The following is a 25,428-nucleotide window of genomic DNA, read 5'->3' on the forward strand; positions in this document are numbered from 1 at the left end:
AAGTATTTATTCTAGTTAATAAGACGTACAAGAGGACAAAAAAGTTTCACGTTTTGGAGGAAAAAATGAAAATAAAAGAAATTATTGTGGTTGAAGGTCGAGATGATACGACTGCCATTCAGCGTGCGGTCGAAGCCGATACGATAGAAACAAATGGTTCGGCGATCGGAGAGGCCGTAATAGAGCGTATAAAGCATGCACAGGAGAAGAGAGGGGTCATTATTTTTACAGACCCCGATTATCCAGGGCAACGCATTCGAAATATTGTTTCAGAGCGAGTACCTGGCTGTAAGCATGCCTTCCTTACCAAGGAAGAGGCTTTGCCTAAAAAGGGAAAAGGCATTGGAGTAGAGCATGCGAGCCGTGAGTCCATCCGTGCGGCTTTGAAAGCTGTACAGCAGGAGATGGAGGATGAGGTAGACTCGAATATTACAGCTGAAGATTTAATTGATGCTGGACTTATCGGGGATGCTAAGTCTAAATTAAGAAGAGAAATTATCGGCAAGATTTTAAAAATTGGTTATACAAATGGAAAGCAGCTTCATAAGCGCTTAAAAATGTTTCAGATTTCGAAGGAGACATTTGCTCAAGCGGTGGTGAAAATGAAAGAGGAGGAACAGAAGCATTGTTAAAAGATATTGCAACTCCAAAGCGTACAAAAGAAATTTTAGATAAATATGGTTTTTCATTTAAGAAGAGTTTGGGGCAAAACTTTTTAATCGACACTAATATCCTGCATCGTATTGTGGATCACGCTGAAATCACAGAGGAGACAGGGGCAATTGAAATTGGTCCTGGAATTGGAGCATTAACAGAGCAGTTGGCAAAGCGGGCAAAGAAGGTAGTTGCTTTTGAAATTGATCAACGCCTATTACCCATTTTAGCAGACACGCTCTCTCCTTATCCGAATGTAAAGGTTATTCATCAAGATATTTTAAAAGCAGATGTACAAACGGTCGTTAAAGATGAATTTCAAGAATGTAAAGATTTAATGGTTGTTGCAAACCTTCCATATTACGTTACTACGCCGATCTTAATGAAATTATTAGAGGAGCAGCTGCCTCTTCGTGGAATCGTTGTTATGCTTCAAAAAGAAGTAGCGGACCGTATTGCAGCAGAGCCAGGGAATAAAAGCTATGGCTCGTTATCAATTGCGATTCAATACTATACAGAAGCAGAAACAGTTATGGTCGTTCCAAAAACCGTTTTCAATCCACAGCCTAACGTGGATTCAGCAGTTATTCGTCTTATTAAGCGTCCTGAGCCTCCTGTGAAAGTAAAAGATGAGGAATTTTTCTTCCAGGTTGTGCGTGCGAGCTTTGCACAAAGACGTAAGACAATCTTAAATAATTTAACGAGCAATTTATCATTTGGAAAAGAGCAAAAAGAGCAGGTCATAAACGCTTTAGAAACTGCTCAGATTGATCCAAAAAGAAGAGGCGAAACACTTTCCATTCAAGAGTTTGGTGTGCTAAGTGACGAGCTTCTGAAGGTTAGAGAAGAAAGCAAGCAATAAAAATCACCTTTTTGAAACTCCGTCATAGGCTATTTAGAGATTTAATATCCACGATTTTTGAGTAGCTAAGACGGAGTGAATAATATGCAAATAAATATTGGTGACATCGTAACCCGTCCTTCCTATGATCGGGATTTGCTTTTTCGGGTTATTTCTTTTACAAGAGAGGGAAGTAATGCTTCTAATGCCATTTTGTACGGAGAAAACATTCGCTTAATAGCCGATGCTCCTTTTTCTGATTTAGAAGTCGTAGACCCTCAAGAAAGGCTGCGAAGGCAGCGGAGTGAAGAAGAGATATTAGATAGATCATTGGCACTCATTCAGCAGGATTATCGTTTAGCTCGAGAAAAAAGTGAGTATGCCGTCACGAATGGATACGGACATTCCCACCAGTTCTTTCAGTTGCCTGGTAAGGTGCTTCACGTAGATGGAGATCCTAATTATTTACGCAAGTGTCTTGTTCTCTACAATAAGATTGGAATACCGGTTTACGGAATTCATTGTAGCGAAAAAGAAATGCCCAAAAAGGTTCCTGAGTTAATCAATGAGATTCGACCTGACATTTTAGTAATTACCGGCCACGATGCGTATTCAAAGGCCCAAGGAGAAAAAGGAGATATAGAAGCTTATCGACATTCACAATATTTTGTTCAAACGGTTCATGAAGTGCGAAAGCAACTCCCTAATCTTGATCAACTGGTTATCTTTGCGGGTGCCTGTCAATCTCACTTTGAATCGATTATACGGGCTGGTGCGAACTTTGCAAGCTCTCCGGGCCGTGTTAATATTCATGCCCTAGATCCTGTATATATTGTGGCGAAAGTCAGTCTAACGCCTTTTACAGAGCGTGTAAACATTTGGGATGTGCTCCGCAATACGCTAACAGGTGTAAAAGGGCTTGGAGGCGTTGAAACAAAAGGGTTACTGCGAACAGGTATGCCTTATCAATTTTATGATAATGAACAAAATATGAATACTTAAAAAGGCAGAGGAGCCAGGTCTCCTCTGCCTTCTTTTAATGTTCCATTATTGCTTTTTATAGCAGTGTTTAGCTATGTTTTTCAAAATGTTCCTAAATATAGAAATAAATATGCATAAAATGTGTGTTTTTGTTGAAATATATGTATTGACAACAGAATGCACGCATTGATATAATTTATAATTTTGCATTTACGTAAAATTGTGTTATACTGTGTATAGCGAGGTGGATAAGATGGCAAAAACATTATCTGATATCAAAAAAGACCTTGATTTAAACTTAGGGAAAAGATTGACGCTAAAGGCAAATGGTGGACGCAGAAAAACTGTCGAGCGCTCAGGAGTACTAGCTGAGACTTACCCGTCTGTATTCGTGGTGGAATTGGATCAAGAGGAAAACTCGCTTGAAAGAGTTTCTTACAGTTATGCGGACGTTTTGACAGAAACGGTTCAACTTACATTCTTTGATGAAACACATGGAAGTATGGCAATAAGCAGTGGGCAGTAGACTAACGTTTGCTGCTTTTTATTTTGCCCTTTTTCACGATACATATTGAGCAAAACCTGTTAACATATCATTTCCCCTTTTGATTTATACTACAAAGGTCGGCGTTATCTAAAAAGGGGATGAAGAGCAATGGCAAAACGAAAAGGCATGATGTCACCTGCTTTTAAGGAAGAACTCGCAAAAGAGCTAGGTTTTTACGATACGGTTCAGCGAGAAGGCTGGGGTGGCATTCGCTCTAAGGACGCTGGAAACATGGTCAAGAAAGCTCTGGAGATTGCTGAACAACGATTAAATCAATCGAAAAATTAATTCGTAAATTTATTCAGAACCTCATATGAAAATGACTCTGCAGTGGTATAATAAGTACTATTGAAATTGCGACAGCCGAAGCGTAATAGCTTCGGCTTCTTTTAGTCATATAACGAATCGATAAAAGAGAGAAAAAGCGAAAAAGTTTATGATACAATAACGTTAAAATGTAGAAGTCGGAGTAGGTGAGTAGAAATGAAGTTAATGGTGAAAGCACCAGCTAAAATAAATTTATCTTTGGACGTCTTACATAAGAGACCTGATGGGTATCATGAGGTTAAGATGGTCATGACGACAATTGATCTGGCAGATCGAATTGAATTAGCGAAGCGCAACGATTCCAAAATCATTGTGCAATCGCAAAACCGCTTTGTTCCCGATGATCAACGCAATTTGGCATATCAAGCCGCTCATCTGTTGAAGGAGCGCTTTAACGTGTCTAGCGGGGTAACGATTAACATTGAAAAGAATATTCCAGTAGCAGCAGGGCTTGCAGGAGGAAGTAGTGATGCGGCTGCGACTTTGAGAGGGCTAAATACGCTTTGGGAATTGGGCCTTTCCTTGGACGAGCTAGCAAACATAGGGGCTGAAATTGGATCAGACGTGTCCTTCTGTGTGTATGGAGGAACAGCTCTTGCGACTGGAAGAGGAGAAGTTATTGAGCATATTGAAACGCCCCCTAATTGTTGGGTTATTCTAGCAAAACCTGAAACAGGCGTATCAACCGCTGAAGTGTACCGTAACTTGCGTCTAGGAAATGTGGAACATCCAGACGTTGACGGGATGGTTTCAGCAATTAACGAACAAAATTATGCAGACATGTGCAAATTGGTAGGAAATGTGCTTGAGAGCGTTACATTAAACATGCATCCAGAGGTCGCTCTAATTAAAGATCAAATGAAGCGCTTTGGTGCGGATGCAGTTCTAATGAGCGGAAGTGGGCCAACTGTTTTCTGCTTAGTGAAATATGATTCTAGAATGCAACGGATTTATAATGGGTTAAGAGGTTTTTGTAGTAAGGTCTATGCAGTGCGATTACTTGGGGAACGTCTGCCTCTTGATTAAATCCGTATGTTGGTGATATATTTATATTAGAATATTCGGATTTTAAGGAGGACGAAATGAAATTTCGGCGCAGTGGACGATTAATTGATATGACTAACTATTTTATTCAAAATCCCCAACGTCTTATCCCTTTGACCTATTTTGCAGATAAGTATCAATCCGCAAAATCTTCTATTAGTGAAGATATGGGAATTATTAAGCAGACTTTTGAGCAACGTGGGATTGGTACGTTAATTACACTACCAGGAGCAGCAGGAGGGGTTAAATTTATCCCAAAAACCTCAAAAGAGGAAGCAACCTCCTTTATCGCAGAGCTTGGTGATATTGTTCAAAACCCTGAACGTCTCTTACCTGGCGGATACTTATACTTAACAGATATTTTAGGGAATCCGACGCTTGTAAATCACATTGGCAGACTCTTTGCTTCTGTATTTGCTGATCGTGATATCGATGTGGTAATGACGGTTGCAACAAAGGGTATTCCGCTTGCTTATGCGGTAGCGCAGTATTTAAATGTCCCGGTTGTGATTGTAAGAAGAGATAGCAAGGTGACAGAGGGTTCTACGGTAAGTATTAATTATGTATCAGGCTCGTCTAAACGAATTCAAACAATGCTACTTGCAAAAAGAAGCTTAGCTCAAGGATCAAAAGTATTAATCATTGATGACTTCATGAAAGCTGGCGGAACGGTAAATGGAATGATTAGCTTGCTAGAGGAATTTGATGCTAAGGTAGCAGGAATTGGAGTTCTTTTAGAATCCGAGGATACACAAGAGCGTTTAGTTGATGAATATGTGTCACTTGTTAAATTAACAGCAGTAGATGTAAAAGAAAAACATATTAGCGTTGAGGCAGGAAATTATAGCTCATTTATCTAATGTGAATATAGAAAAACGAAAAGCTCTAATTTTAGTAAGGAGATCATTCCCTATAGAATTAGAGCACTTTTATATTGGAGGAGAGATTATGCGTCAAGTACAAACGAAAAATGCTCCACAGGCTATTGGGCCTTATTCTCAAGGAATCATTGTAAACAACTTATTTTATAGCTCAGGGCAAATTCCCCTAAGAGCGGATGGAACGATGGTTGAAGGAGATATTCAAGCACAGGCTCATCAAGTATTTCAAAATCTACAAGCAGTGCTAGAAGCTGCGGGTGCTTCTTTCGAAACAGTGGTAAAAGCAACCGTATTTATTAAAGATATGAATGACTTTGCACAGTTAAATGAAGTATACGGAGAGTATTTCTCCACTCACAAACCTGCACGCTCCTGTGTAGAAGTAGCGAGACTACCTAAAGATGCTTTAGTTGAAATTGAAGTTATTGCTCTTGTGAAATAAGCCTTAAATCATAAAAAATAAAGGTTTTTTCATAAAGGGTTCACGTCAAAAGTCCTGGTAATCCAGAATAAATTTCCATTTGTTCACTTTTTTTGCGAAATATTACTAAAAAATTTTTTAGAATTGCAGGAAAACTCTAAAAGCTGTTGAATTACTATTTAAAGCTTCATTTAGAGAAAAGGTGGTGAACATAAATGGAAGTAACTGACGTAAGACTACGCCGCGTGAACACCGATGGACGTATGAGAGCGATTGCATCTATTACTTTAGACAACGAATTTGTTGTCCATGATATCCGAGTAATCGATGGCAATAATGGCTTATTTGTTGCAATGCCAAGCAAACGTACACCAGATGGAGAGTTCCGTGATATTGCTCATCCGATTAATTCTGGCACTCGCGGAAAAATCCAGGATGCTGTACTGGCTGAATATCACCGTTTAGGTGAATTAGAAGTTGAATTCGAAGAAGCTGGAGCTTCCTAAAATAGTTTAAAAGAGCCTATTTGAAAAAAATGGGCTCTTTTATTATGGAAGCGCTATTTATTTTAATAATAGCGCTATTCATTTGGTCAAGCCTATACATAATGATTTACTCCGAGTGTCACATCTGTGAGCAACTTCAAAAAAATTTTCCTCCCTGAAAAATCCGTCAAACCTATTTCTACTCGCACTCCATGAATTGCTAAAAATATGTACTTTGTGATCCTTCTTGAAATGCAAGCTTATTTAGGATAATATTCATAATGGATAAAAAGGTAAAATTGGAGGCCTATTATGACAAAACGATATGCAGTCATATTGGCAGCTGGCCAAGGAACGCGCATGAAATCTTCTTTATATAAGGTTTTACACCCTGTTTGTGGGAAACCGATGGTTCAGCATGTCATTGAACAACTTGCTTCTCTGAATTTAGAACAGATGGTCACAATTGTGGGCCATGGTGCTGATAAAGTAAAAGCTGAAATTGGCAACCGTAGTGCATTTGCTTTGCAAGCAGAACAACTTGGAACAGCACATGCAGTTATGCAAGCTACACAGCTAGAAGGTAAAGAAGGAACAACTATTGTCGTATGTGGTGATACACCGCTTATTACAGCAGAAACAATTCAATCTTTATTAGATCATCATGAGCAACAAGGGGCAAAAGCAACTATTTTAACTGCTCACGCTGAAGATCCAACTGGATACGGACGTATTATCCGTAACGAAGAAGGATTAGTTGCAAAAATTGTTGAGCATAAAGATGCTTCAGAGCAAGAACGTAAAGTGCAAGAAATTAACACTGGTACGTATTGTTTTGATAATGGTTTCTTATTTGACACGCTTAAGAAAGTTTCAAATGATAATGTTCAAGGTGAATACTACCTTCCAGACGTTATTGAGATCTTGAAAAATGAGGGCGAAGTTGTTTCAGCATTCCAAACGCCTCATTTTGAAGAAACATTAGGGGTAAATGATCGTTTTGCTCTTTCTCAAGCAGAAGAGTTTATGAAAAATAGAATTAATAAAAAACATATGTTAAACGGCGTTACAATTATTGATCCTTCTCACACATATATTTCTGTTGATGCAGAAATTGGTCGAGACACGGTTTTACATCCAGGAACAACAATTTCTGGTGAAACGGTAATCGGGGAAAACTGTTTTGTTGGACCGAACACGGAAATCAAGGATAGTAAGATTGCAAACAATACAGCAATCAAGCAATCCGTTGTACACGATAGTGAAATCGGAAATGATGTAACAATTGGTCCTTTTGCACATATTCGTCCTCAATCTTCTATTAGTGATGAAGTTCGAATCGGAAACTTTGTGGAAATTAAGAAAACAAAGTTTGGAAAAGGAAGCAAAGCCTCTCACTTGAGCTATATTGGTGATGCAGAAGTAGGTCAAGATGTAAACTTGGGTTGTGGTTCCATTACAGTGAACTACGACGGGAAAAATAAATTCTTAACAAAAATTGAGAACGGTGCATTTATCGGATGTAATTCAAACCTAGTTGCACCTGTAACAGTTGGAGAGGGCGCATATGTTGCTGCAGGATCCACAATTACAGAAGATGTTCCGGGCAATGCGTTATCAGTTGCACGAGCTAGACAAGTGAATAAAGAAAATTATGTAGATAATATGGATGTTAAGAAAAAGTCCTAATGGAGGGTTATTAAAAAGATGTCAAAAGTATACGCGGATCAAAATTTGAAGGTGTTTTCGTTAAACTCTAACCCAGATTTAGCGGATGAAATTGCTAAGGTTATTGGTGTAGAGTTAGGGAAATGTTCAGTAACTCGCTTTAGTGACGGAGAAGTACAAATCAACATCGAAGAAAGTATTCGTGGTTGTGACGTATATGTAATTCAACCTACAAGTGCTCCTGTAAACGAGCATATCATGGAAACACTCATTATGATTGATGCATTAAAACGTGCGTCAGCTAAAACGATTAATATCGTAATGCCTTATTACGGGTATGCACGTCAAGATCGTAAAGCACGTGCTCGTGAGCCGATTACAGCGAAACTAGTAGCAAATTTACTTGAAACAGCTGGTGCTACACGTGTTATTACGCTTGATTTACATGCGCCGCAAATTCAAGGTTTCTTTGACATCTTAATCGACCACTTAGTGGGTGTGCCAATTTTAGGTGAATACTTCAAGAGCAAAAACCTTGATGATATAGTTGTAGTTTCTCCAGACCACGGTGGTGTAACACGTGCTCGTAAGCTTGCTGAGCGCTTGAAAGCACCAATCGCTATTATTGATAAACGCCGTCCGCGTCCAAACGTAGCAGAAGTAATGAACATCGTTGGTAACATCGAAGGAAAAACTGCGATCTTGATTGATGACATTATCGATACTGCGGGTACAATCACGTTAGGAGCTAGTGCTCTAATCGAAAATGGTGCAACAGAGGTTTATGCTTGTTGTACACATCCTGTTTTATCAGGTCCAGCTATTGAGCGCATTGAAAACTCTAAAATCAAAGAGCTTGTTGTAACAAACTCTATTGCATTGGCAGAGGAAAAGAAAATTCCAAAAGTAACGCAACTTTCAGTTGCTCCTTTACTAGCGGAAGCAATTATTCGTGTTCATGAAGAGCAATCTGTAAGTACATTATTTGATTGATTCGCTTGTAGATAAATTCTATCTGAAATTTCATGTTTAACTCTATTAGATTTAGGGAAACTATATAGGGAACCTAAAAATAGATAAAACATGGAAGGTGAGATAGATGAGTACTTTAGTAAAAGCTAATGAACGCAACGATTTTAAAAATTCAGCGAGACGTAAGATTAGAGAGGGAGGCAACTTCCCAGCAGTAGTCTACGGTAACAAGGTGGAGCCTAAGGCTATCTATCTTGACAGCGCTGAGTTTATCAAAACAATTAGAGAGACTGGACGTAACGGAGTGTTAAATCTCCAAGTAGGAAAAGAGAAATTTTCTGTTATGTTACATGACATCCAAGTAGACTCTCTGAAAAATGATATTGTACATGCTGACTTCCGCGTAGTCGATATGTCTACAGAAGTGGATGCTGATGTAAATATCGTGCTAGTAGGAGAAGCAAAAGGTGTAAAAGAAGGCGGAGTTTTACAACAATCTCTTCACCAAGTTTCTGTTACAGCACTTCCAAATGACATTCCATCTGAAATCGAAGTGGATGTTACAGACCTAGAAGTGAACGATACAATTACGCTTGCCGACCTAAAAGCGAGCAAAAAATATACGTTAAACCAAGACGAGAGCGAAGCGATTGCTTCAGTGCTACCTCCTCAACAAGAGGAAGTAACGGATAGCGGCGAAGAGCAAGAAGAGGGCGATCAAGAGCCTGAAGCGATTAAGGAAAAAGACGACGAAGAATAATTCGTTGAAATTCCTTACGCAATAAGCTTTCTTGGTAAAGAAAAAAAGAAAATGAAAAGACGTAACCAAAAGGTTACGTCTTTTCGCATGAATTGATTATAATATAGAGTAAGAGCTATTTTTAGAAAGGGGCAAGTCCTTTTGAAGTTGATTATTGGGTTAGGAAATCCAGGAAGAGAATATGATCGTACAAGGCATAACATTGGTTTTATGATTATCGACCAATTAGCTGATCATTTGTCGATCTCTTTGGATAAAACAAAGTTTAACGGCCTATTCGGAATGGGAATGGTAAAGGGTGAAAAGGTTATCCTATTGAAACCATTAACCTACATGAATTTATCAGGAGAGTCTATACGACCTTTAATGGATTATTATAATATAGATGTAGAAGATACTATGGTTATTTATGATGATCTAGATCTTCCGACAGGAAAAATTCGTCTTCGTACGAAAGGTAGTCCTGGTGGACATAACGGAATTAAATCAATGATCCATCATTTGCATACACAAGAATTTAAGCGTATACGTGTAGGAATCGATCGCCCGTTCAAAGGGATGAAGGTACCTGATTACGTATTAGGACGCTTTACTGAAGATGAAATGGTTCATATGAAGCCAGCAATGGACAAAGCTGTTGAAGCGTCGGAAGAATGGATTAGCAAGCCATTCTTAGAAGTAATGAACGTCTACAATCAGTAAAAAATGAATAATGTCCTTCTTATGTGTCCATAATAGGAATAAAACACATGGAGGATTCATATGTCTATTCATTATCGCTGTCGACACTGTAGATGTGCAGTAGGCGAACTGGATCAGCCGCAGGTTGATATGAAGCAGCTAGGTTTAGATCACCTTAACATCGAGGAAAGAAAAGAATTTGTCTCCTATGAAACAAATGGAGATGTTGTGATTCAAACAATTTGCGAGGATTGTCAAGAAGCGTTAGAGCGCAATCCAGATTATCATCAAATAAGAACCTTTATACAGTAAGAAGGCTTTGGGCTTAAGACTCAAAGCATTTTTCTGTTTTGAATATATGTAAGACCATTGGGAGGAGGGAAAGTTTTGTTAGGCATTAAACAACACTTTTTACATAGTGATGAAGTTGGAACCATCATTAGCAGTTTAGAAGAAGGCTTGAAAGAGCAGCTGATTACCGGGCTTTCTGGTTCAGCACGTTCCGTTCTTTTATCTGTTTTACATGAGGAGCAAAATAAACCCGTTTTAGTTGTCACTCATAATTTACTTCAAGCGCAGAAGATCTATGATGATCTACAGAACTTATTGCCTCGTGGGAACGTATTTCTGTATCCCGCTAACGATTTAATTGCCTCTGAAATGGGAACAGCGAGCCCTGAATTAAAGGCACAGCGTATTGAGGCGCTTAACTATTGGAGCAGTCATACCAATGGGGTGATGGTAGCACCAATCTCAGGATTAAGAAAACTTTTACCAAGCAGAGAGTCATGGAAGAAAAGTCAGCTGAAGTTTGAAACGGACAGCGATATCGAGGTTGATGAGTATGTTAATAAGCTCGTTACTCTAGGATATGAGCGTATGTCGATGGTGTCAGCACCAGGTGAATTCAGTGTTCGAGGTGGAATTATTGATATTTATCCTCTCACAGAGGAATTGCCGGTTCGTATTGAACTATTTGATACACAAGTGGATTCTATTCGTACGTTTACAATCGAGGATCAGCGCTCTCAAAAAACATTATCGTCGATCACGATCGGTCCTGCGACAGAATCAATTATCTTTAAAGAAGAAATGGTAGCAGGGATTCAGCGCTTAGAGGAAGAGCTGTCTGTTACCTTAAAAAAGATAAAAGATGAGAACGTTAAAAAAGAGTTAGCGGAAAATGTCGGATATGAGCTCGAGCAGCTGAAACAAGGAAATATTCTTGAAAATATGTTTAAGTATCGTTCGTTTTTCTATGATGATCCTGCTAGTTTGCTAGACTATTTACCAAATGACACAACAGTTGTAATAGATGAAATGACGAGGGTTCATGAGACATCGGAACAGCTCGATAAAGAGGAAGCTGAATGGGTCACAGAACTTCTTTCAATGGGGAAAATTGTTCATGACGTAACGCTTTCTCACAAGCTTCCAGCCATTATTCAGCAATCAAAACAGCCTATTATTTACTTGTCACTGTTTCTAAAGCATGTTTCGTATACAAATCCACAAAACATCTTAAGTATCTCGTGTAAAGCGATGCAACAATTTTATGGGCAGATGAATCTGCTAAAAAATGAGATTGAACGTTGGAAGAAAGGGAACTACACGATTGTTGTGCTAGGAGCAAACGAGGAACGTGTAGATAAGCTTGAGCAAGTATTAGCTGATTATGATATCGAAGCGTCTATGCTCTCAAGTGACAGTGAATTTACGAGAGGAAAGGTCCAAATTATTGAAGGAGATCTTCAATCTGGATTTGAGTTACCTCTTCAAAGACTTGCTGTTTTAACCGAAGAAGAACTGTTCAAAAAGCGCGTGAAGAAGACAAAGCGTAATCAAAAGTTATCGAACGCAGAGCGAATTAAAAGCTATTCAGAGCTTAACGTTGGAGATTATGTTGTTCATATTAATCACGGGATCGGGCGTTATCTAGGAATTGAAACGCTTGAGATCAATGGAATTCATAAAGACTATATCCACATAAAATATGAGGGTACAGACAAGCTTTATGTTCCAGTAGAGCAAATTGATCAGGTTCAGAAATACGTTGGTTCAGAAGGAAAAGAACCAAAAGTCTATAAATTAGGCGGCAACGACTGGAAAAAAGTGAAGCGTAAAGTCGAATCCTCTGTACAAGATATTGCGGACGATTTAATTAAGCTTTATGCAGAACGTGAAGCAAGTAAAGGCTACGCATTTGCACCAGACAGTGATTTACAGCGCGAGTTTGAGATGGCTTTCCCGTATAACGAAACAGAAGATCAGCTTCGTTCTATTACGGAAATTAAACGCGATATGGAAAGAGAACGTCCAATGGATCGCTTGCTTTGTGGGGATGTAGGTTATGGGAAAACAGAAGTTGCGATTCGTGCAGCTTTTAAAGCTATTCACGATGGTAAGCAGGTAGCTTTCCTAGTCCCAACCACTATTTTAGCTCAGCAGCACTTTGAGACAATTCGAGAGCGTTTTCAAGATTATGCAATTAATATCGGTCTGTTAAGTCGATTCCGCACCCGCAAACAACAGCAGGAAACCTTAAAAGGAATTAAAAACGGAACGGTTGATATCGTAATTGGTACGCATCGCCTACTCTCAAAGGATGTTGTATATAAAGATTTAGGACTGTTAATTATTGATGAAGAGCAACGCTTTGGGGTAACACACAAAGAAAAAATTAAGCAGTTTAAAGCCAACATTGATGTACTAACTTTAACAGCAACGCCAATTCCTCGTACGCTTCATATGTCCATGCTTGGGGTACGTGATTTATCAGTTATTGAAACGCCCCCTGAGAATCGTTTCCCTGTACAAACATATGTAGTCGAGCAAAACCCGACCCTTACTCGTGAAGCGATCGAACGAGAGCTAGCAAGGGAAGGTCAAGTGTATTACCTCTATAATCGAGTGGAAGATATTGAACGTAAAGCAGAAGAGATTGCGATGCTCGTTCCAGATGCACGTGTCACATATGCTCATGGGAAGATGAACGAAACAGAACTAGAGTCTGTTATCCTGAGCTTTTTAGAAGGAGAATATGACGTTTTAGTAAGTACGACAATTATTGAAACGGGGGTTGATATTCCGAATGTGAATACGCTCCTTGTTCATCATGCAGATAAGATGGGTCTATCTCAGCTTTATCAGCTACGTGGACGTGTAGGACGTTCAAATCGCGTAGCTTATGCATACTTTACTTATCAAAAGGATAAAGTGTTGACAGAGGTAGCCGAAAAGCGTCTACAGGCCATTAAGGAGTTTACGGAGCTTGGATCAGGATTTAAAATTGCGATGCGCGATTTATCGATTCGTGGGGCAGGAAATCTGCTTGGAGCTCAGCAGCATGGGTTCATCGATTCTGTCGGATTTGATTTATATTCTCAAATGCTAAAAGAGGCAATTGAGGAGCGAAGAGGAGATCAGTCTGAGCAAGCGCGTACGCCAAACGTTGAAATTAACCTTGATGTTGATGCGTATATTCCAGATCTATATATCACCGATGGTCGTCTGAAGATTGAGATGTACAAACGATTTAGGGGAATTGAAACAATTGAAGATATTCAAGATCTTCAAGAGGAAATGGTGGATCGTTTTGGTGAGTATCCAGAAGAAGTCGCATATCTATTCCTCATTTCTGAAATGAAAATTTATGCTCGTCAATCGAATATTGAATCGATTTCACAACTGAAGCAGGATGTAACCATTCTGTTATCTGAACAAAGAAGCCAGGTAATCGATGGGACAAAGCTTTTCCAACTAGGAAATGAATATGGCCGCATGGTAGGGCTTGGGATGGACGATGGCAAAATCAAAATTGTTGTTCATACAAAGGGACTAAAACAGAAAGACTGGCTAGATGTTGTGTATGGTCTTACGAAACGTCTACCGGAAGCTCAAAAAGAGCAAATTCCTAATTAATGTAATATGGTTTTAAAAAATAGCAAACAGGGAAAAATATCCAAAAATTACAAGCGTGGCGTCTATACATTACTTTTTTAAGCGTCTTAATCCCAACTTTGGTGACTTTTTAGCAAAAAAAGAGATAGTTGGTGTATAGAAGTGATTTTGTGAAGGATACTAATTTCAACAAAGATGATAAATCATTATTACATCATCTAATCTTAATTATTCATGATATGAAAGAGAGGCTTCCCTGATGAAAGCAACAGGTATTGTTCGTCGTATTGATGATTTAGGGCGTGTCGTTATTCCGAAAGAAATCAGAAGAACGCTACGTATTCGTGAAGGAGATCCATTAGAAATTTTCGTTGATCGTGACGGAGAGGTAATTCTTAAAAAATATTCTCCTATTAGCGAACTAAGCGATTTCGCGAAAGAGTATGCAGAGGCACTATATGACAGCCTTGGTCATACGGTATTAGTTTGCGACCGTGACCTTTATATTGCGGTAGCAGGTGGATCAAAGAAAGAGTATCTAAATAAAAGTGTTAGTGAGTTAATCGAATCCGCAATGGAGAGCAGAGCATCTGTATTGGTAACGGATGAGAAAAAGATTGAAGTTGTAGATGGAAATGAAGAGACGATTATGTCTTATACAATTGGACCAATTATTGCAAACGGTGACCCGATTGGAGCAGTTGTCATTTTATCAAAAGACAAGCAGGTAAGTGAAATTGAGCATAAGTCTGTAGAAACTGCAGCTAGCTTCTTATCACGCCAAATGGAGCAATAATTATTTTCATACACCATATCTTTACTCAAAAGAAGAAAGGTAATCCTGATGACGCGGATTGCCTTTTTTTGTTTGGAGTGGGTTAAGAAGCAAGCAGTAAAGGCGAGACGTGATATAATAACAGGGAATTTAGTTGTCGTAGGAAGAAAGGTACGAAAACATGAGTAGAAATAAGAGGAAAACAGCCGTTATTTTGAATGGAGCTGTTCTTCTAACAATTGCCGGACTAATTACTAAAATATTGAGTGCTGGTTATCGCATTCCTTATCATCATATTACAGGGGACGTAGGGTTTTATATCTATCAACAGGTTTATCCGATTTACGGAATGGTTTTATTGATTAGTACGTATGGTTTTCCCGTTGTCATTTCGAAATTAATTGCAGAACAAATTGAGCTGGCTAATTACAAGTCTATCCGAAAAGTTTTAATGGTTTCCTTTACTTTTTTGTTTATGCTTAATGTTGGGTTGTTTTTTATCCAATTCTTAGGGGCTCATAAAATTGCTTGGTTAATGGGAGATCTAAAGTTAACGATTTTGATTAAAACGATGGCGTTCGCTTCATTAATTACTCCGTTCATCGCGGTTATAAGAGGCTATTATCAGGGACATCAAGATATGCTGCCAACAGCAACATCACAAGTTGCGGAACAAATTGTTCGAGTGGTGACGATTCTACTCGCCTCTTACTTATTTCTCAAGGCAGGATATAGTCTTTACATGGCAGGTGTGGGGGCGGTATTAGGTTCCATTACGGGGGCGCTTGCTTCTATAGTGGTTCTACTAGCATTTTTCCGCAAACGCGTCTTTTATCCAAATCAGCCGATCAAGAAGTCTATTTCTGTCGTGGAAATTTTAAAGCAGTTGTTCATGAACGGAACGCTTATGTGCCTTAGCAGTATGGGGTTGATTTTGTTACAATTAATTGACTCGTTTACGATCTATTCACAGCTCACTACTCATCATATGTTGAATATAGATGCAAAGATTGCAAAAGGCATATATGATCGCGGTCTACCGCTCATTCAATTAGGAACCGTAGTAGGAACTGCTTTTTCCCTTTCGCTAGTACCCGTTATTTCTTCTGCTTTTACGAAAAGAGATAGACAAGCATTATACGAAAAAATCCATTTATCACTGCGCGTCGCCTTTGTAGTAGGGGTAGGGGCTGCATTTGGATTAGTCGGTATTATGAATTCGACGAATATGATGCTTTTCGGAGATGATGCTGGATCTTTCACACTGCAAATATTAAGTCTGCTTATTTTATTTACAACGCTCGCCTCTACCTTGGCAGCCATTTTACAAGGAATTGGATCAGTATACGCTCCAGCGATAGCGATCATAGTAGGTGCATGTATAAAATGGATTGGGAACGTATGGTTAATTCCGCTCTTCGGAATTACGGGAAGCGCTTTGGCATCCGTTGTTGCATTTTTAGCGATTACTGGTTGTAACATCTGCGCTTTGCGTAAAAAGATAGCCTTATCCTACAAAATTCAAGACTTTTTATCACCTCTTTTAGCAGGGGGATGTATGCTTGCACTTCTGTTAGGACATCATGAATTATTTCTACGATATGTTCATATTAAAACAGTGTGGAGTTCGGTCCTTGAAGCCTTTAGTGGTGTTGCGATTGGTGGGGTAGTTTATCTCGTTCTGATTTTACAAACGAATGTATTTGCAAAGCGAGAAATTGAACTGTTGCCGTTAGGAAGCAAACTGGCTAAATTAAAAAATAATAAATGACGAAGGTGAATATATGACAAATACCATTACAGTTGTGGGAATAGGAGCAGGTGATTTTGACCAGCTAACAATTGGGGTGCTTCGTACGCTAAAAAATGCGCCTCACCTGTTTTTACGTACAAAAGAGCATCCTGTTGTAAAAGATCTTGAAAATGAAGGGATTACGTTCACTTCATTTGATTCTATTTACGAGAGTCATGATTCGTTTGACGAAGTATATCAGGAGATCGTATCAACGTTGTTTGAAAAAGCAAAAGATCAGGATATTGTCTATGCGGTACCAGGTCATCCGTTTGTCGCAGAGCGCGCTGTACAATTGTTGATCGAAGGTGCGAATTCCCATGATATTAAGATTGATGTAAAGGGTGGACAAAGTTTTTTAGATCCAATTTTCAACTCCCTGCAAATCGATCCAATCGAAGGATTTCAACTATTAGATGGGACGGCTTTAGACAAATCAGAGCTCAAATTAACTCAGCATATGCTTATCGCACAGGTATATGATCAGTTCGTGGCTTCTGATGTAAAGTTAACATTGATGGAACACTTACCTGATGAGCACGAGGTTTATATTGTAACCGCTGCTGGTAGCACATTAGAAAAGATTACGAAGGTACCTCTATATGAACTGGATCATGATATGACATTGAGTAATTTAACAACGGTCTATGTACCTCCAGTAACGAAAGAAGAGATTTTATATCATCAGTTTGAGTCGCTGCGATCAATCATTGCCACATTAAGAGGACCTAATGGTTGCCCATGGGATAAAAAACAGACCCACCAGAGCTTAAAACCGTATCTTTTAGAGGAGTCTTATGAGCTGTTAGAAGCGATTGATGAGGAAGATGATCAGCACGTAGTCGAAGAGCTTGGAGATGTACTACTACAGGTTATGTTGCACGCTCAAATTGGAGAAGATGAAGGATTCTTTACAATTGATGACGTGATTCGAACGTTATCAGAGAAGATGATTCGTCGACATCCACACGTCTTCGGTGATGTACAAGCAGAGGATGCAGATGAAGTATTGAAAAATTGGAACGCCATTAAGCAAGAAGAGAAACAAACAAAACCAAACTCATTGCTCGATTCGATTCCGAAAAATCTTCCCGGTCTTATGATGGCGTATCAGATCCAGAAAAAAGCAGGTAAAGTAGGCTTCGATTGGAACGATGTTGCACCTATGTGGGAAAAAGTATTAGAGGAAATAGAGGAATTCAAAGCAGAAAGTGCGAATGAAGAACCGAATGAGAACATGCTCAAAGAATTTGGAGATGTCTTATTTGCATTCGTCAATATTGCTCGCTATTATCAGCTTGATCCAGAAGTGGCGTTACAAAGTACGAATCAAAAGTTTATAAGACGTTTTCAATTCATTGAGAAAAGGGTAAAAGAATCGAACCAGGCGTTCGAAGACTATACGCTAGAAGAACTTGATCAATATTGGAACGAAGCGAAGAAAAACGGTTTATAAAAGAAAGGTGATTACAATGCGTTTAGATAAATTTTTAAAAGTATCTCGTTTGATTAAGCGACGTACATTAGCCAAAGAGGTAGCGGACAAAGGCCGTATTGAAATTAATGGGATCGTTGCAAAAGCAAGCTCCGTTGTCAAAGTAGGCGATGAATTGAAAATTAAATTTGGCACAAAAGAAGTGACGGTAAAGGTGGAATCACTTAAAGAAACCGCCAAAAAAGAAGAAGCAAACTCTTTATATTCTGTCGTAAAAGAAGAACGAGTTGCAGCTGAATAAGGGATAGAAAATCAAGTAGGCTTGTTCTAAATCCCCCCTTCATCTCATATGTTTTAACAAGATTATGAGAGCCATTAAAGCGTACATTGCGGCGTATGGATGGCTCTCAGTGAATGAGATGGGGGATTGAAATGAGCCAATTATACGATACAGGTTCAGGTAATAAAGAACAAGCTGTGCATCATGATATTTCAATGAAAGGCCGCAGACTAGTAGATATCACAGGTGTTAAACAGGTTGAAAGCTTTGATAATGAGGAGTTTCTACTTGAAACAGTGATGGGCTTTCTTTCGATTCGAGGCCAAAATCTCCAAATGAAAAATTTGGATGTTGAAAAGGGAATTGTATCGATAAAAGGAAAGGTTTTTGATATAGTATATTTAGATGAAAACCAGTCGGAGAAGGCTAAAGGCTTCTTTAGCAAGCTGTTTCGATGAGTTTAAATTTGCAATTTTACACAATGATCGCTATGATTTCGATGGGTAGTTACTTAGGTGCTGCCCTCGATACATATCATTATTTCTTTAATCGGTCGAAGAGGTCCTCGTGGCTTGTATTTATAAACGATCTTTTATTTTGGTTTCTGCAATCATTACTTGTATTCTATGTACTTTTTACGGTGAACGAAGGAGAACTTCGTTTTTATGCATTCTTAGCCTTAATATGTGGTTTTGCTACGTATCAGGCTTTATTAAAGGGAATGTATATGAGAGTTCTGGTGTTCCTCGTTCAAACGATTGTGCGTATCTATAAAGTACTCGTTCGAACAATTAAGTTGTTGATCGTTTCTCCTGTTTTCTTCCTAGTAAAAATGGTACTAGCTGTTTTGCTAGGTGGTATACAGATTTTGTTAAAGTTAGGTTTGTTCCTGTTTAAGATTATTTTTGCGCCTTTTAAGTGGATAAGCTTTCTTATTTGGCGAATGTTGCCTAAATCTGTAAAAGACTTTTCTGTGAAGACAACAGTGAAAATAAAGGGATTTCTCCCTAGGTTACAGAATATGAAACAACAACTTCTAACGTGGTGGGAAAAATTTAGAAATAAGGAGGAGTAGTAAGGATGAGTTCAAAACGCGATGACAAAGTATCTCCGCTAAGTTCTGATTACATGGAAGCCCAAACAATGAAAAAGCAAAATAAAAGCAGACGTCGTGTCGGACTAACGAGAAGACTTATTGCGTTTGGAGTTATTGCGCTCATCATACTGGGATCCATTACATCTGTTCTTATTTCACAGCATCAAACTCTTCAAAAACGTGAAGAAGATAAAAAGCAATTGCATACAAAAATTGCAAAGCTAGATCAAAAAGAAAAGCAGTTAAAAGACGAAATAGCGAAATTAAATGATGAAGAATACATTAAGAAAATTGCACGTCGAGACTACTTTTTATCCGAAAATGGAGAAATTATTTTCAACATAAAAAAGGGCGATAAGTCCTCGAATTGACAGTGCATTTTGGATTTTTGTATAATATAATAAAATGATTCATTGATATTTCTAAGGAGGAGCATTTTTTTTATGTCAATCGAAGTAGGCAGCAAGTTACAGGGAAAGGTAACGGGCATTACTAATTTTGGAGCATTCGTGGAATTACCAGAGGGCTCAACAGGCTTAGTTCACATCAGTGAAGTAGCTGATAACTATGTAAAGGACATTCGCGATCACTTGCAAGTCGGGGATTCTGTAGAAGTAAAAGTAATTAACGTTGAGAAAGATGGCAAGATTGGTCTTTCAATCAAGAAGGCAAAAGAAAGTGAGCGTCCAGAACGTCCAGAGCGTACCGATCGTCCACAACGTCCAGATCGTGGCGACCGCCCGCAACGTCCGTTCCGTGGGGGTGGCGACCGCCCTCAAAGAAACCGTAACAACAATAATGATAGAGGACCATCAAAAGAGAACTTCGAACAAAAAATGGTGCGCTTCCTCAAAGAAAGTGAAGATCGTCTAGCTTCTTTAAAACGCAATACGGAGTCCAAACGTGGTGGCCGTGGCGCTAGAAGAGGGTAACTTGCTGCTTATTAACTACTGAGCGAGTTTATGAAATATAGATTAACCCCCCTGCATCGTGCAGGGGGGTTTTTGCGATGTGCTAGTGATTGGTAACAAAAAAACACATGCGACACTCGCATGTGTTTTAGGATGACCCGTACGGGATTCGAACCCGTGTTACCGCCGTGAAAGGGCGGTGTCTTAACCGCTTGACCAACGGGCCATTATAAATGGTAGCGGCGGAGGGGATCGAACCCCCGACCTCACGGGTATGAACCGTACGCTCTAGCCAGCTGAGCTACACCGCCATTTATTTAACAACAAAATCTATATTACTAAGTTTTTTTCGTAAAGTCAACACTTTTTTAAGGAACCTAAAAAATTAGCTTTGGGAAACTTTTACTACAATCTGTTAGAACGATTCTTACCGCCTTTTTACTTTACAGAAGTCACCTGTAAATTTCAATATCATTTTCAAAAAATATTCCTGCAAAAAGATGAGAAATTACTACTTAATATGTCAAAATATTCACTCTTCTTGAACGGATTATGATGGAATTTGTATACTTTGATTTGTAATTCTAGAAAACCGTCGAACGATTCTTAGAGTTCTTCTCTTGTTTTGACAAAATATGAAGGAAACAATCGGTATAATAACTACACAAGTATAACGTTTGGGTGGTGGAAAAATGCAAAAAACAGAAAGGAATTATTCACAGCCAGTTGGAGAAGTGGTCTTTAATCGTTCGCGTTTAGAATTTTCACGATTTTTTGGACGAGTTAGCTTGAAGATTGAGCGTCTTATGTTTCAACACGGTTTATTACTTCTAATGGTCGGCTTCCTATTAGGTCGTGCATTAATCCTAATGAAAATTATGCCGTTTGCCCTCCCGTTCTTTGCATCAGTTTATGTGATTAAGAGAGATAAAATAGGGATTGCGACAATATCTGTTTTAGCTGGTGCGTTCAGTTTATCCATTCAAAATGGAGGAATGGTCTTTTTATCGATATTTGCCTTCTTACTCTTTAATCGACTTAGTGGCTTTTTCTCCGTAGAGTCTCTGCGTAAGCTCCCGTTCCTTGTTTTTGCTACAATGCTCATTACAAAAGTAGGCGTATTTTACGTAATTGATCGAGATCTTACGTTTTATGATTTTACTTTTGCGGCTGTTGAAGCTGGTTTGAGCTTTATCTTAACCATGATTTTTCTTCAAAGTATTCCTCTGTTATCTAGTAAAAGTCGACGACAGTCTTTAAAAGTTGAAGAGGTTATTTGCTTGATTATCTTGCTTGCTACTGTCATGACGGGTACGAGCGGTTGGAGTGTCTACGGATTATCCGTCGAGCATATTTTATCTCGTTATTTGGTCGTTGTTTTTGCATTTGTAGCTGGATCTACAACAGGTGCTACGGTAGGCGTTGTTTGTGGACTAGTACTTAGTCTAGCGAATGTATCAAGCTTATATGAAATGAGCCTATTAGCTTTTGCTGGTCTGCTTGGTGGTCTGCTAAAAGACGGAAAAAGAGTAGGTGCAGCGCTTGGGCTAATCGTTGGTTCGTTATTAATTGGTCTATATGCACAAGCTGATCAACCTGTAATGACGAACCTTTATGAATCGCTTGTAGCAGTGGGGCTATTCTTCTTAACACCTCTTATTATCCTAAAGAATATTGGGAAAATCATTCCGGGTACAACTGAAAATCTCAATGATCAACAGCAATATTTACGGAAAATTAGAGATGTAACTGCACATCGCGTACAGCAGTTTTCTACTGTATTCAATGCGCTCTCAAACAGTTTCTCTCAAAACGGTTTTTACGATGAGGGAAATGATGAAAATAAAGAAGTGGATTACTTTTTAAGTAACGTCACAGAGCGAACATGTCAGCTTTGCTTCAAAAAGGAACAGTGTTGGGGAGCTCAGTTCGATAAAACATACGAATACATGACGCAAATCATGGAAGAAGTCGATAATGGAACTCTTCATCAAAATACGAGAATTAGTCGTGAGATGGACAAGCACTGTATTAAGGCTAAAAAGGTTATTGATATTATTGATCAAGAACTAACGTATTTTAAAGCGAATCAAAAAATCAATAAACAAATTCAAGATAGCCGAAAAATTGTAGCTGAACAGCTCATGGGTGTTTCACAAGTGATGGAGAACTTTGCAAATGAAATTAAAAGAGAACGTGAAAATTGGTATATGCAAGAAGAACAAATTCAAGCGGCCATTCGAGATTTTGGGATTGAGATTAATCAAATCGAAATCTATAATCTTGAGGCTGGAAATGTGGACATCGAAATGTGGACTCCTTACTGCCATGATCGAGGCGAAAGCGAAAAACTCATTGCTCCAATGCTTTCAGATATTTTGGGGGAGACGATTATGGTCAAGCACGAAGAATGCGCGGCTTATCCGCAGGAACTTTGCCATGTTTCCTTTGGTTCAGCGAAAGCGTTTGTTGTTGAAACAGGCGTTGCTCATGCTGCAAAAGGCGGAGGATTTGTATCAGGAGATAGCTATTCGATGATTGAATTAGGGGCAGGGAAGTATGCCCTAGCGATTAGTGATGGAATGGGGAACGGTGAACGCGCTCATTATGAGAGTAATGAAACGCTCCAGCTTTTAAAGAAAATTCTGCAGACCGGAATTGAAGAAAAAATAGCGATTAAAGCAGTAAATTCAATTTTAGCATTACGGACAAGTGACGAAATTTTTGCAACACTTGATTTGGCGATGATCGATCTACAGGATGCTCATTCAAAATTCTTAAAGATTGGTTCGACACCAAGCTTCGTTAAAAGAGGCGATAAGATTATTAAAATACAAGCAAGTAATCTACCAATGGGCATTATAGAAGATTTCGAGGTAGATGTTGTAAGTGAGCAGCTTAAGGCTGGAGATTTGCTAATCATGATGAGTGACGGTGTGTTTGAAGGACCGAAGCACGTCGAAAACTATGAAATGTGGATGAAGCGAAAGGTAGCTGAGTTGCAAACCAGTGATCCACAAGAAATCGCTGATTTAATTATGGAAGAAGTTATTCGTACAAGATCTGGAATGATTGATGATGATATGACGGTTATGGTAGCGCAAATTAAGCATAATACACCTAAGTGGTCGACAATTCCCGTCTATTCATACGGAAAACAAGCTCAATAATTACACCCCCTCTTAACTATTAAGTATAAATTACCGTTTGTGCGTCAAAAATGGTAATAACTAGTTAGGAGGGGATTTTCATTGAAAAAAGGAACGATTAAGCAAATGCTTGTGATTACTGACGGTGGTTCTAACTCAGGTCAAGATCCTGTTGCAATGGCAGCTTTAGCACGTGAACAAGGTATTACGGTAAACGTTATTGGCGTTATGGAAGAGAATTTAATAGATGAGCAAGGAATGAAGGAAATTGAGGGAATCGCAGCTTCTGGTGGAGGGGTTAGTCAACTTGTCTATACGCAGCAACTCGCACAAACGGTACAAATGGTAACGAGACAAGCCATGACACAAACGCTCCAAGGTGTAGTGAATCAGGAGCTCCAACAAATACTAGGTTCTAAACTACAAATGGAAGACCTCCCCCCTGAAAAGCGTGGAGAAATCATGGAAGTAGTTGATGAACTTGGCGAAACGGTGGATTTAGAGATTCTGATTCTTGTTGATATGAGTGCAAGTATGAAGAATAAGCTTCCAACCGTTAAAGAATCACTTTTAGACCTTGCAATGAGTTTGAATGCTCGTATGGGAAGTAATCTATTTTCTATCTTTTTATTTCCAGGGAAAAAGAAAGACGTTGAGAAACTAATGGATTGGAGCCCACGATTAGAATCTCTATCTAGTATTTTCCCAAAATTAACAGCTGGAGGGATTACACCAACAGGTCCGGCGATTCAGGAAGCAACGCATTATTTTGAGAGAAGACGTTCTTTAAGGAGTATGTTAACTCACCATGAACAAAATATTGAAGAATCAGGTATGTAAATTAGCTCCAGGTACACTTATCAGTGGAAAGTGGCATCATCATACATATCGCATCGTCCGACTCTTGGGCATAGGTGCTACCGGAGTGGTTTATTTAGTTGAAGATCATACAGGGGTTCATGTAGCATTAAAAATTAGTTTTACTAATGCATCTGTTACATCTGAGGTTAATGTGTTAAAGCACTTCTCAAAGGTCCACGGAAAAGTCCTTGGGCCTTCTTTAATAGATGTAGACGATTGGAGAATGAGTTACCAGTCTGAAGTTCTTTCCTTTTATGTGATGGAGTATGTAAAGGGAGAATCATTTTTATCTTTTGTGAGTAGCAGGGGAATTGAATGGATGCCCGTACTAATTATGCAATTGTTGAAAAGCCTTGGTGAGCTCCATCAATCTGGCTGGACGTTTGGTGATTTAAAGCCAGATAATCTTATTGTCACTCCGACTCCTGTTCAAGTAAGGTGGCTAGATGTAGGAGGAACAACGCTACATGGCCGCTCGATTAAAGAATTTACGGATTTTTATGATCGAGGTTACTGGGGACTAGGGACAAGGCAAGCACAGGCAAGCTACGACTTGTTTGCGGTTGGAATGATTATGATAAATGCTGTCTATCCAAAACGATTTAAGAAAACAGAGGGAGGAATTGCTCAACTTAAAAAGATGATTGGGGCAAAAGCGGAGTTGAAGCCTTATGAGAAAGTATTACATAAAGCTTTAACAGGAAAGTATGCAAACGCTGAGGAGATGAGGCAGGACCTTCTTTACATCACAACTCACCAAGATAAAAAAGACTCTTCGTATAGAGTTAATATACAAAGCTCTAAGGCTCCAAGTAAAACGAGACAAACGAAGCATAAAAAGAAAAAACGTTCACGTTTTTTAGAAACGATTACGCTATTTGTGTCTGTTACCCTTATTTATCTTTTGTATTTATGGATTCAAGTACTATAAAAGTGTGAAGAAAATATGAAACTTATGCGTAAGTTT

General features: G+C 38.9%; 26 protein-coding genes and 2 tRNA genes. 26 read left to right on the plus strand and 2 right to left on the minus strand.

All coding sequences use genetic code 11. From position 1 onward, the window contains the following. The first annotated feature begins 65 nt into the window (after positions 1-65). The 23 genes from rnmV to IE339_RS00405 all read left to right on the plus strand — a co-directional run bounded on the left by rnmV (position 66) and on the right by IE339_RS00405 (position 20,472). On the plus strand, positions 66-632 hold the full coding sequence (gene rnmV, locus IE339_RS00295; protein WP_242172627.1) for a ribonuclease M5: 567 nt from the start codon (positions 66-68) through the stop codon (positions 630-632). Then, entirely contained in the window at positions 626-1,516 is an 891-nt protein-coding gene (gene rsmA / locus IE339_RS00300) for a 16S rRNA (adenine(1518)-N(6)/adenine(1519)-N(6))-dimethyltransferase RsmA (protein WP_242172631.1), read from the plus strand. The genes rnmV and rsmA overlap by 7 nt, the downstream gene beginning before the upstream one ends. A gap of 84 nt (positions 1,517-1,600) precedes the next feature. Next, complete coding sequence (yabG, locus tag IE339_RS00305) at positions 1,601-2,497, plus strand: sporulation peptidase YabG (protein ID WP_242172633.1); 897 nt, start codon at positions 1,601-1,603, stop codon at positions 2,495-2,497. Positions 2,498-2,729: 232 nt separating this feature from the next. Then, on the plus strand, positions 2,730-3,002 hold the full coding sequence (gene veg, locus IE339_RS00310) for a biofilm formation stimulator Veg (RefSeq protein ID WP_053402917.1): 273 nt from the start codon (positions 2,730-2,732) through the stop codon (positions 3,000-3,002). A gap of 129 nt (positions 3,003-3,131) precedes the next feature. Further along, the gene (locus tag IE339_RS00315) at positions 3,132-3,311 is read left to right on the plus strand and encodes a small, acid-soluble spore protein, alpha/beta type (RefSeq protein ID WP_242172635.1); all 180 of its coding nucleotides are present in this window, start codon (positions 3,132-3,134) and stop codon (positions 3,309-3,311) included. 195 nt (positions 3,312-3,506) lie between these two features. Further along, a complete protein-coding gene (ispE, locus tag IE339_RS00320; protein WP_242172637.1) occupies positions 3,507-4,376 on the plus strand; it encodes a 4-(cytidine 5'-diphospho)-2-C-methyl-D-erythritol kinase in 870 nt (289 codons plus the stop codon). Between the two features lie 56 nt (positions 4,377-4,432). Continuing rightward, the gene (purR, locus tag IE339_RS00325) at positions 4,433-5,254 is read left to right on the plus strand and encodes a pur operon repressor (protein ID WP_242172639.1); all 822 of its coding nucleotides are present in this window, start codon (positions 4,433-4,435) and stop codon (positions 5,252-5,254) included. An 85-nt stretch (positions 5,255-5,339) separates the two neighbouring features. After that, positions 5,340-5,717 (plus strand): 2-iminobutanoate/2-iminopropanoate deaminase, encoded by a 378-nt coding sequence (gene ridA / locus IE339_RS00330; protein ID WP_242176063.1) that lies wholly within the window; start codon positions 5,340-5,342, stop codon positions 5,715-5,717. A 194-nt stretch (positions 5,718-5,911) separates the two neighbouring features. Beyond that, complete coding sequence (gene spoVG, locus IE339_RS00335; protein ID WP_023613316.1) at positions 5,912-6,202, plus strand: septation regulator SpoVG; 291 nt, start codon at positions 5,912-5,914, stop codon at positions 6,200-6,202. 291 nt (positions 6,203-6,493) lie between these two features. After that, complete coding sequence (glmU, locus tag IE339_RS00340; RefSeq protein WP_242172641.1) at positions 6,494-7,870, plus strand: bifunctional UDP-N-acetylglucosamine diphosphorylase/glucosamine-1-phosphate N-acetyltransferase GlmU; 1,377 nt, start codon at positions 6,494-6,496, stop codon at positions 7,868-7,870. Between the two features lie 18 nt (positions 7,871-7,888). After that, the gene (locus IE339_RS00345) at positions 7,889-8,842 is read left to right on the plus strand and encodes a ribose-phosphate diphosphokinase (RefSeq protein WP_242172643.1); all 954 of its coding nucleotides are present in this window, start codon (positions 7,889-7,891) and stop codon (positions 8,840-8,842) included. Between the two features lie 106 nt (positions 8,843-8,948). Beyond that, a complete protein-coding gene (locus tag IE339_RS00350; RefSeq protein ID WP_242172645.1) occupies positions 8,949-9,581 on the plus strand; it encodes a 50S ribosomal protein L25/general stress protein Ctc in 633 nt (210 codons plus the stop codon). A 141-nt stretch (positions 9,582-9,722) separates the two neighbouring features. Continuing rightward, positions 9,723-10,283 carry an aminoacyl-tRNA hydrolase gene (gene pth, locus IE339_RS00355; RefSeq protein WP_242172648.1) on the plus strand — a complete coding sequence of 187 codons (561 nt, stop codon included), beginning with the start codon at positions 9,723-9,725 and terminating at the stop codon, positions 10,281-10,283. 60 nt (positions 10,284-10,343) lie between these two features. After that, a complete protein-coding gene (locus tag IE339_RS00360; protein WP_242172651.1) occupies positions 10,344-10,574 on the plus strand; it encodes an anti-sigma-F factor Fin in 231 nt (76 codons plus the stop codon). A 75-nt stretch (positions 10,575-10,649) separates the two neighbouring features. After that, the gene (mfd, locus tag IE339_RS00365; RefSeq protein WP_242172654.1) at positions 10,650-14,183 is read left to right on the plus strand and encodes a transcription-repair coupling factor; all 3,534 of its coding nucleotides are present in this window, start codon (positions 10,650-10,652) and stop codon (positions 14,181-14,183) included. 238 nt (positions 14,184-14,421) lie between these two features. Further along, the gene (spoVT, locus tag IE339_RS00370) at positions 14,422-14,958 is read left to right on the plus strand and encodes a stage V sporulation protein T (RefSeq protein WP_242172656.1); all 537 of its coding nucleotides are present in this window, start codon (positions 14,422-14,424) and stop codon (positions 14,956-14,958) included. Positions 14,959-15,118: 160 nt separating this feature from the next. Further along, positions 15,119-16,708, plus strand: coding sequence for a putative polysaccharide biosynthesis protein (locus IE339_RS00375; protein ID WP_242172659.1), 1,590 nt, complete (start codon positions 15,119-15,121; stop codon positions 16,706-16,708). Between the two features lie 13 nt (positions 16,709-16,721). Next, positions 16,722-18,185: a bifunctional methyltransferase/pyrophosphohydrolase YabN gene (mazG, locus tag IE339_RS00380; RefSeq protein ID WP_242172660.1), complete on the plus strand. Its 1,464-nt coding sequence runs from the start codon at positions 16,722-16,724 to the stop codon at positions 18,183-18,185. 16 nt (positions 18,186-18,201) lie between these two features. Continuing rightward, entirely contained in the window at positions 18,202-18,465 is a 264-nt protein-coding gene (locus tag IE339_RS00385; RefSeq protein WP_242172662.1) for an RNA-binding S4 domain-containing protein, read from the plus strand. A 131-nt stretch (positions 18,466-18,596) separates the two neighbouring features. Beyond that, on the plus strand, positions 18,597-18,902 hold the full coding sequence (gene yabP / locus IE339_RS00390; protein WP_053402903.1) for a sporulation protein YabP: 306 nt from the start codon (positions 18,597-18,599) through the stop codon (positions 18,900-18,902). Then, entirely contained in the window at positions 18,899-19,519 is a 621-nt protein-coding gene (yabQ, locus tag IE339_RS00395) for a spore cortex biosynthesis protein YabQ (protein WP_242172664.1), read from the plus strand. Before yabP ends, yabQ begins: the two co-directional genes overlap by 4 nt. A gap of 5 nt (positions 19,520-19,524) precedes the next feature. Beyond that, the gene (locus tag IE339_RS00400) at positions 19,525-19,911 is read left to right on the plus strand and encodes an FtsB family cell division protein (RefSeq protein WP_242172666.1); all 387 of its coding nucleotides are present in this window, start codon (positions 19,525-19,527) and stop codon (positions 19,909-19,911) included. A 72-nt stretch (positions 19,912-19,983) separates the two neighbouring features. After that, a complete protein-coding gene (locus tag IE339_RS00405) occupies positions 19,984-20,472 on the plus strand; it encodes a S1 domain-containing RNA-binding protein (RefSeq protein WP_242172669.1) in 489 nt (162 codons plus the stop codon). Between the two features lie 133 nt (positions 20,473-20,605). On the opposite strand, the gene IE339_RS00410 is transcribed toward IE339_RS00405, so the two are convergent. Both IE339_RS00410 and IE339_RS00415 read right to left on the minus strand, forming a co-directional pair. Then, a tRNA-Glu gene (locus tag IE339_RS00410) sits at positions 20,606-20,677 on the minus strand. 8 nt (positions 20,678-20,685) lie between these two features. Beyond that, positions 20,686-20,762: transfer RNA gene (locus IE339_RS00415), tRNA-Met, on the minus strand. Between the two features lie 381 nt (positions 20,763-21,143). On the opposite strand from IE339_RS00415, the gene spoIIE reads away from it, so the two are divergent. The 3 genes from spoIIE to IE339_RS00430 all read left to right on the plus strand — a co-directional run bounded on the left by spoIIE (position 21,144) and on the right by IE339_RS00430 (position 25,392). Further along, complete coding sequence (spoIIE, locus tag IE339_RS00420) at positions 21,144-23,621, plus strand: stage II sporulation protein E (RefSeq protein WP_242172672.1); 2,478 nt, start codon at positions 21,144-21,146, stop codon at positions 23,619-23,621. 81 nt (positions 23,622-23,702) lie between these two features. Beyond that, entirely contained in the window at positions 23,703-24,440 is a 738-nt protein-coding gene (locus tag IE339_RS00425; protein WP_053402898.1) for a vWA domain-containing protein, read from the plus strand. Next, positions 24,409-25,392, plus strand: a complete 984-nt coding sequence (locus IE339_RS00430) for a protein kinase domain-containing protein (RefSeq protein WP_242172674.1) — start codon at positions 24,409-24,411, stop codon at positions 25,390-25,392. Before IE339_RS00425 ends, IE339_RS00430 begins: the two co-directional genes overlap by 32 nt. Positions 25,393-25,428 lie beyond the last annotated feature (36 nt).

It is taken from the genome of Priestia koreensis (assembly GCF_022646885.1).
Lineage (GTDB): Bacteria > Bacillota > Bacilli > Bacillales > Bacillaceae_H > Bacillus_AG > Bacillus_AG koreensis_A.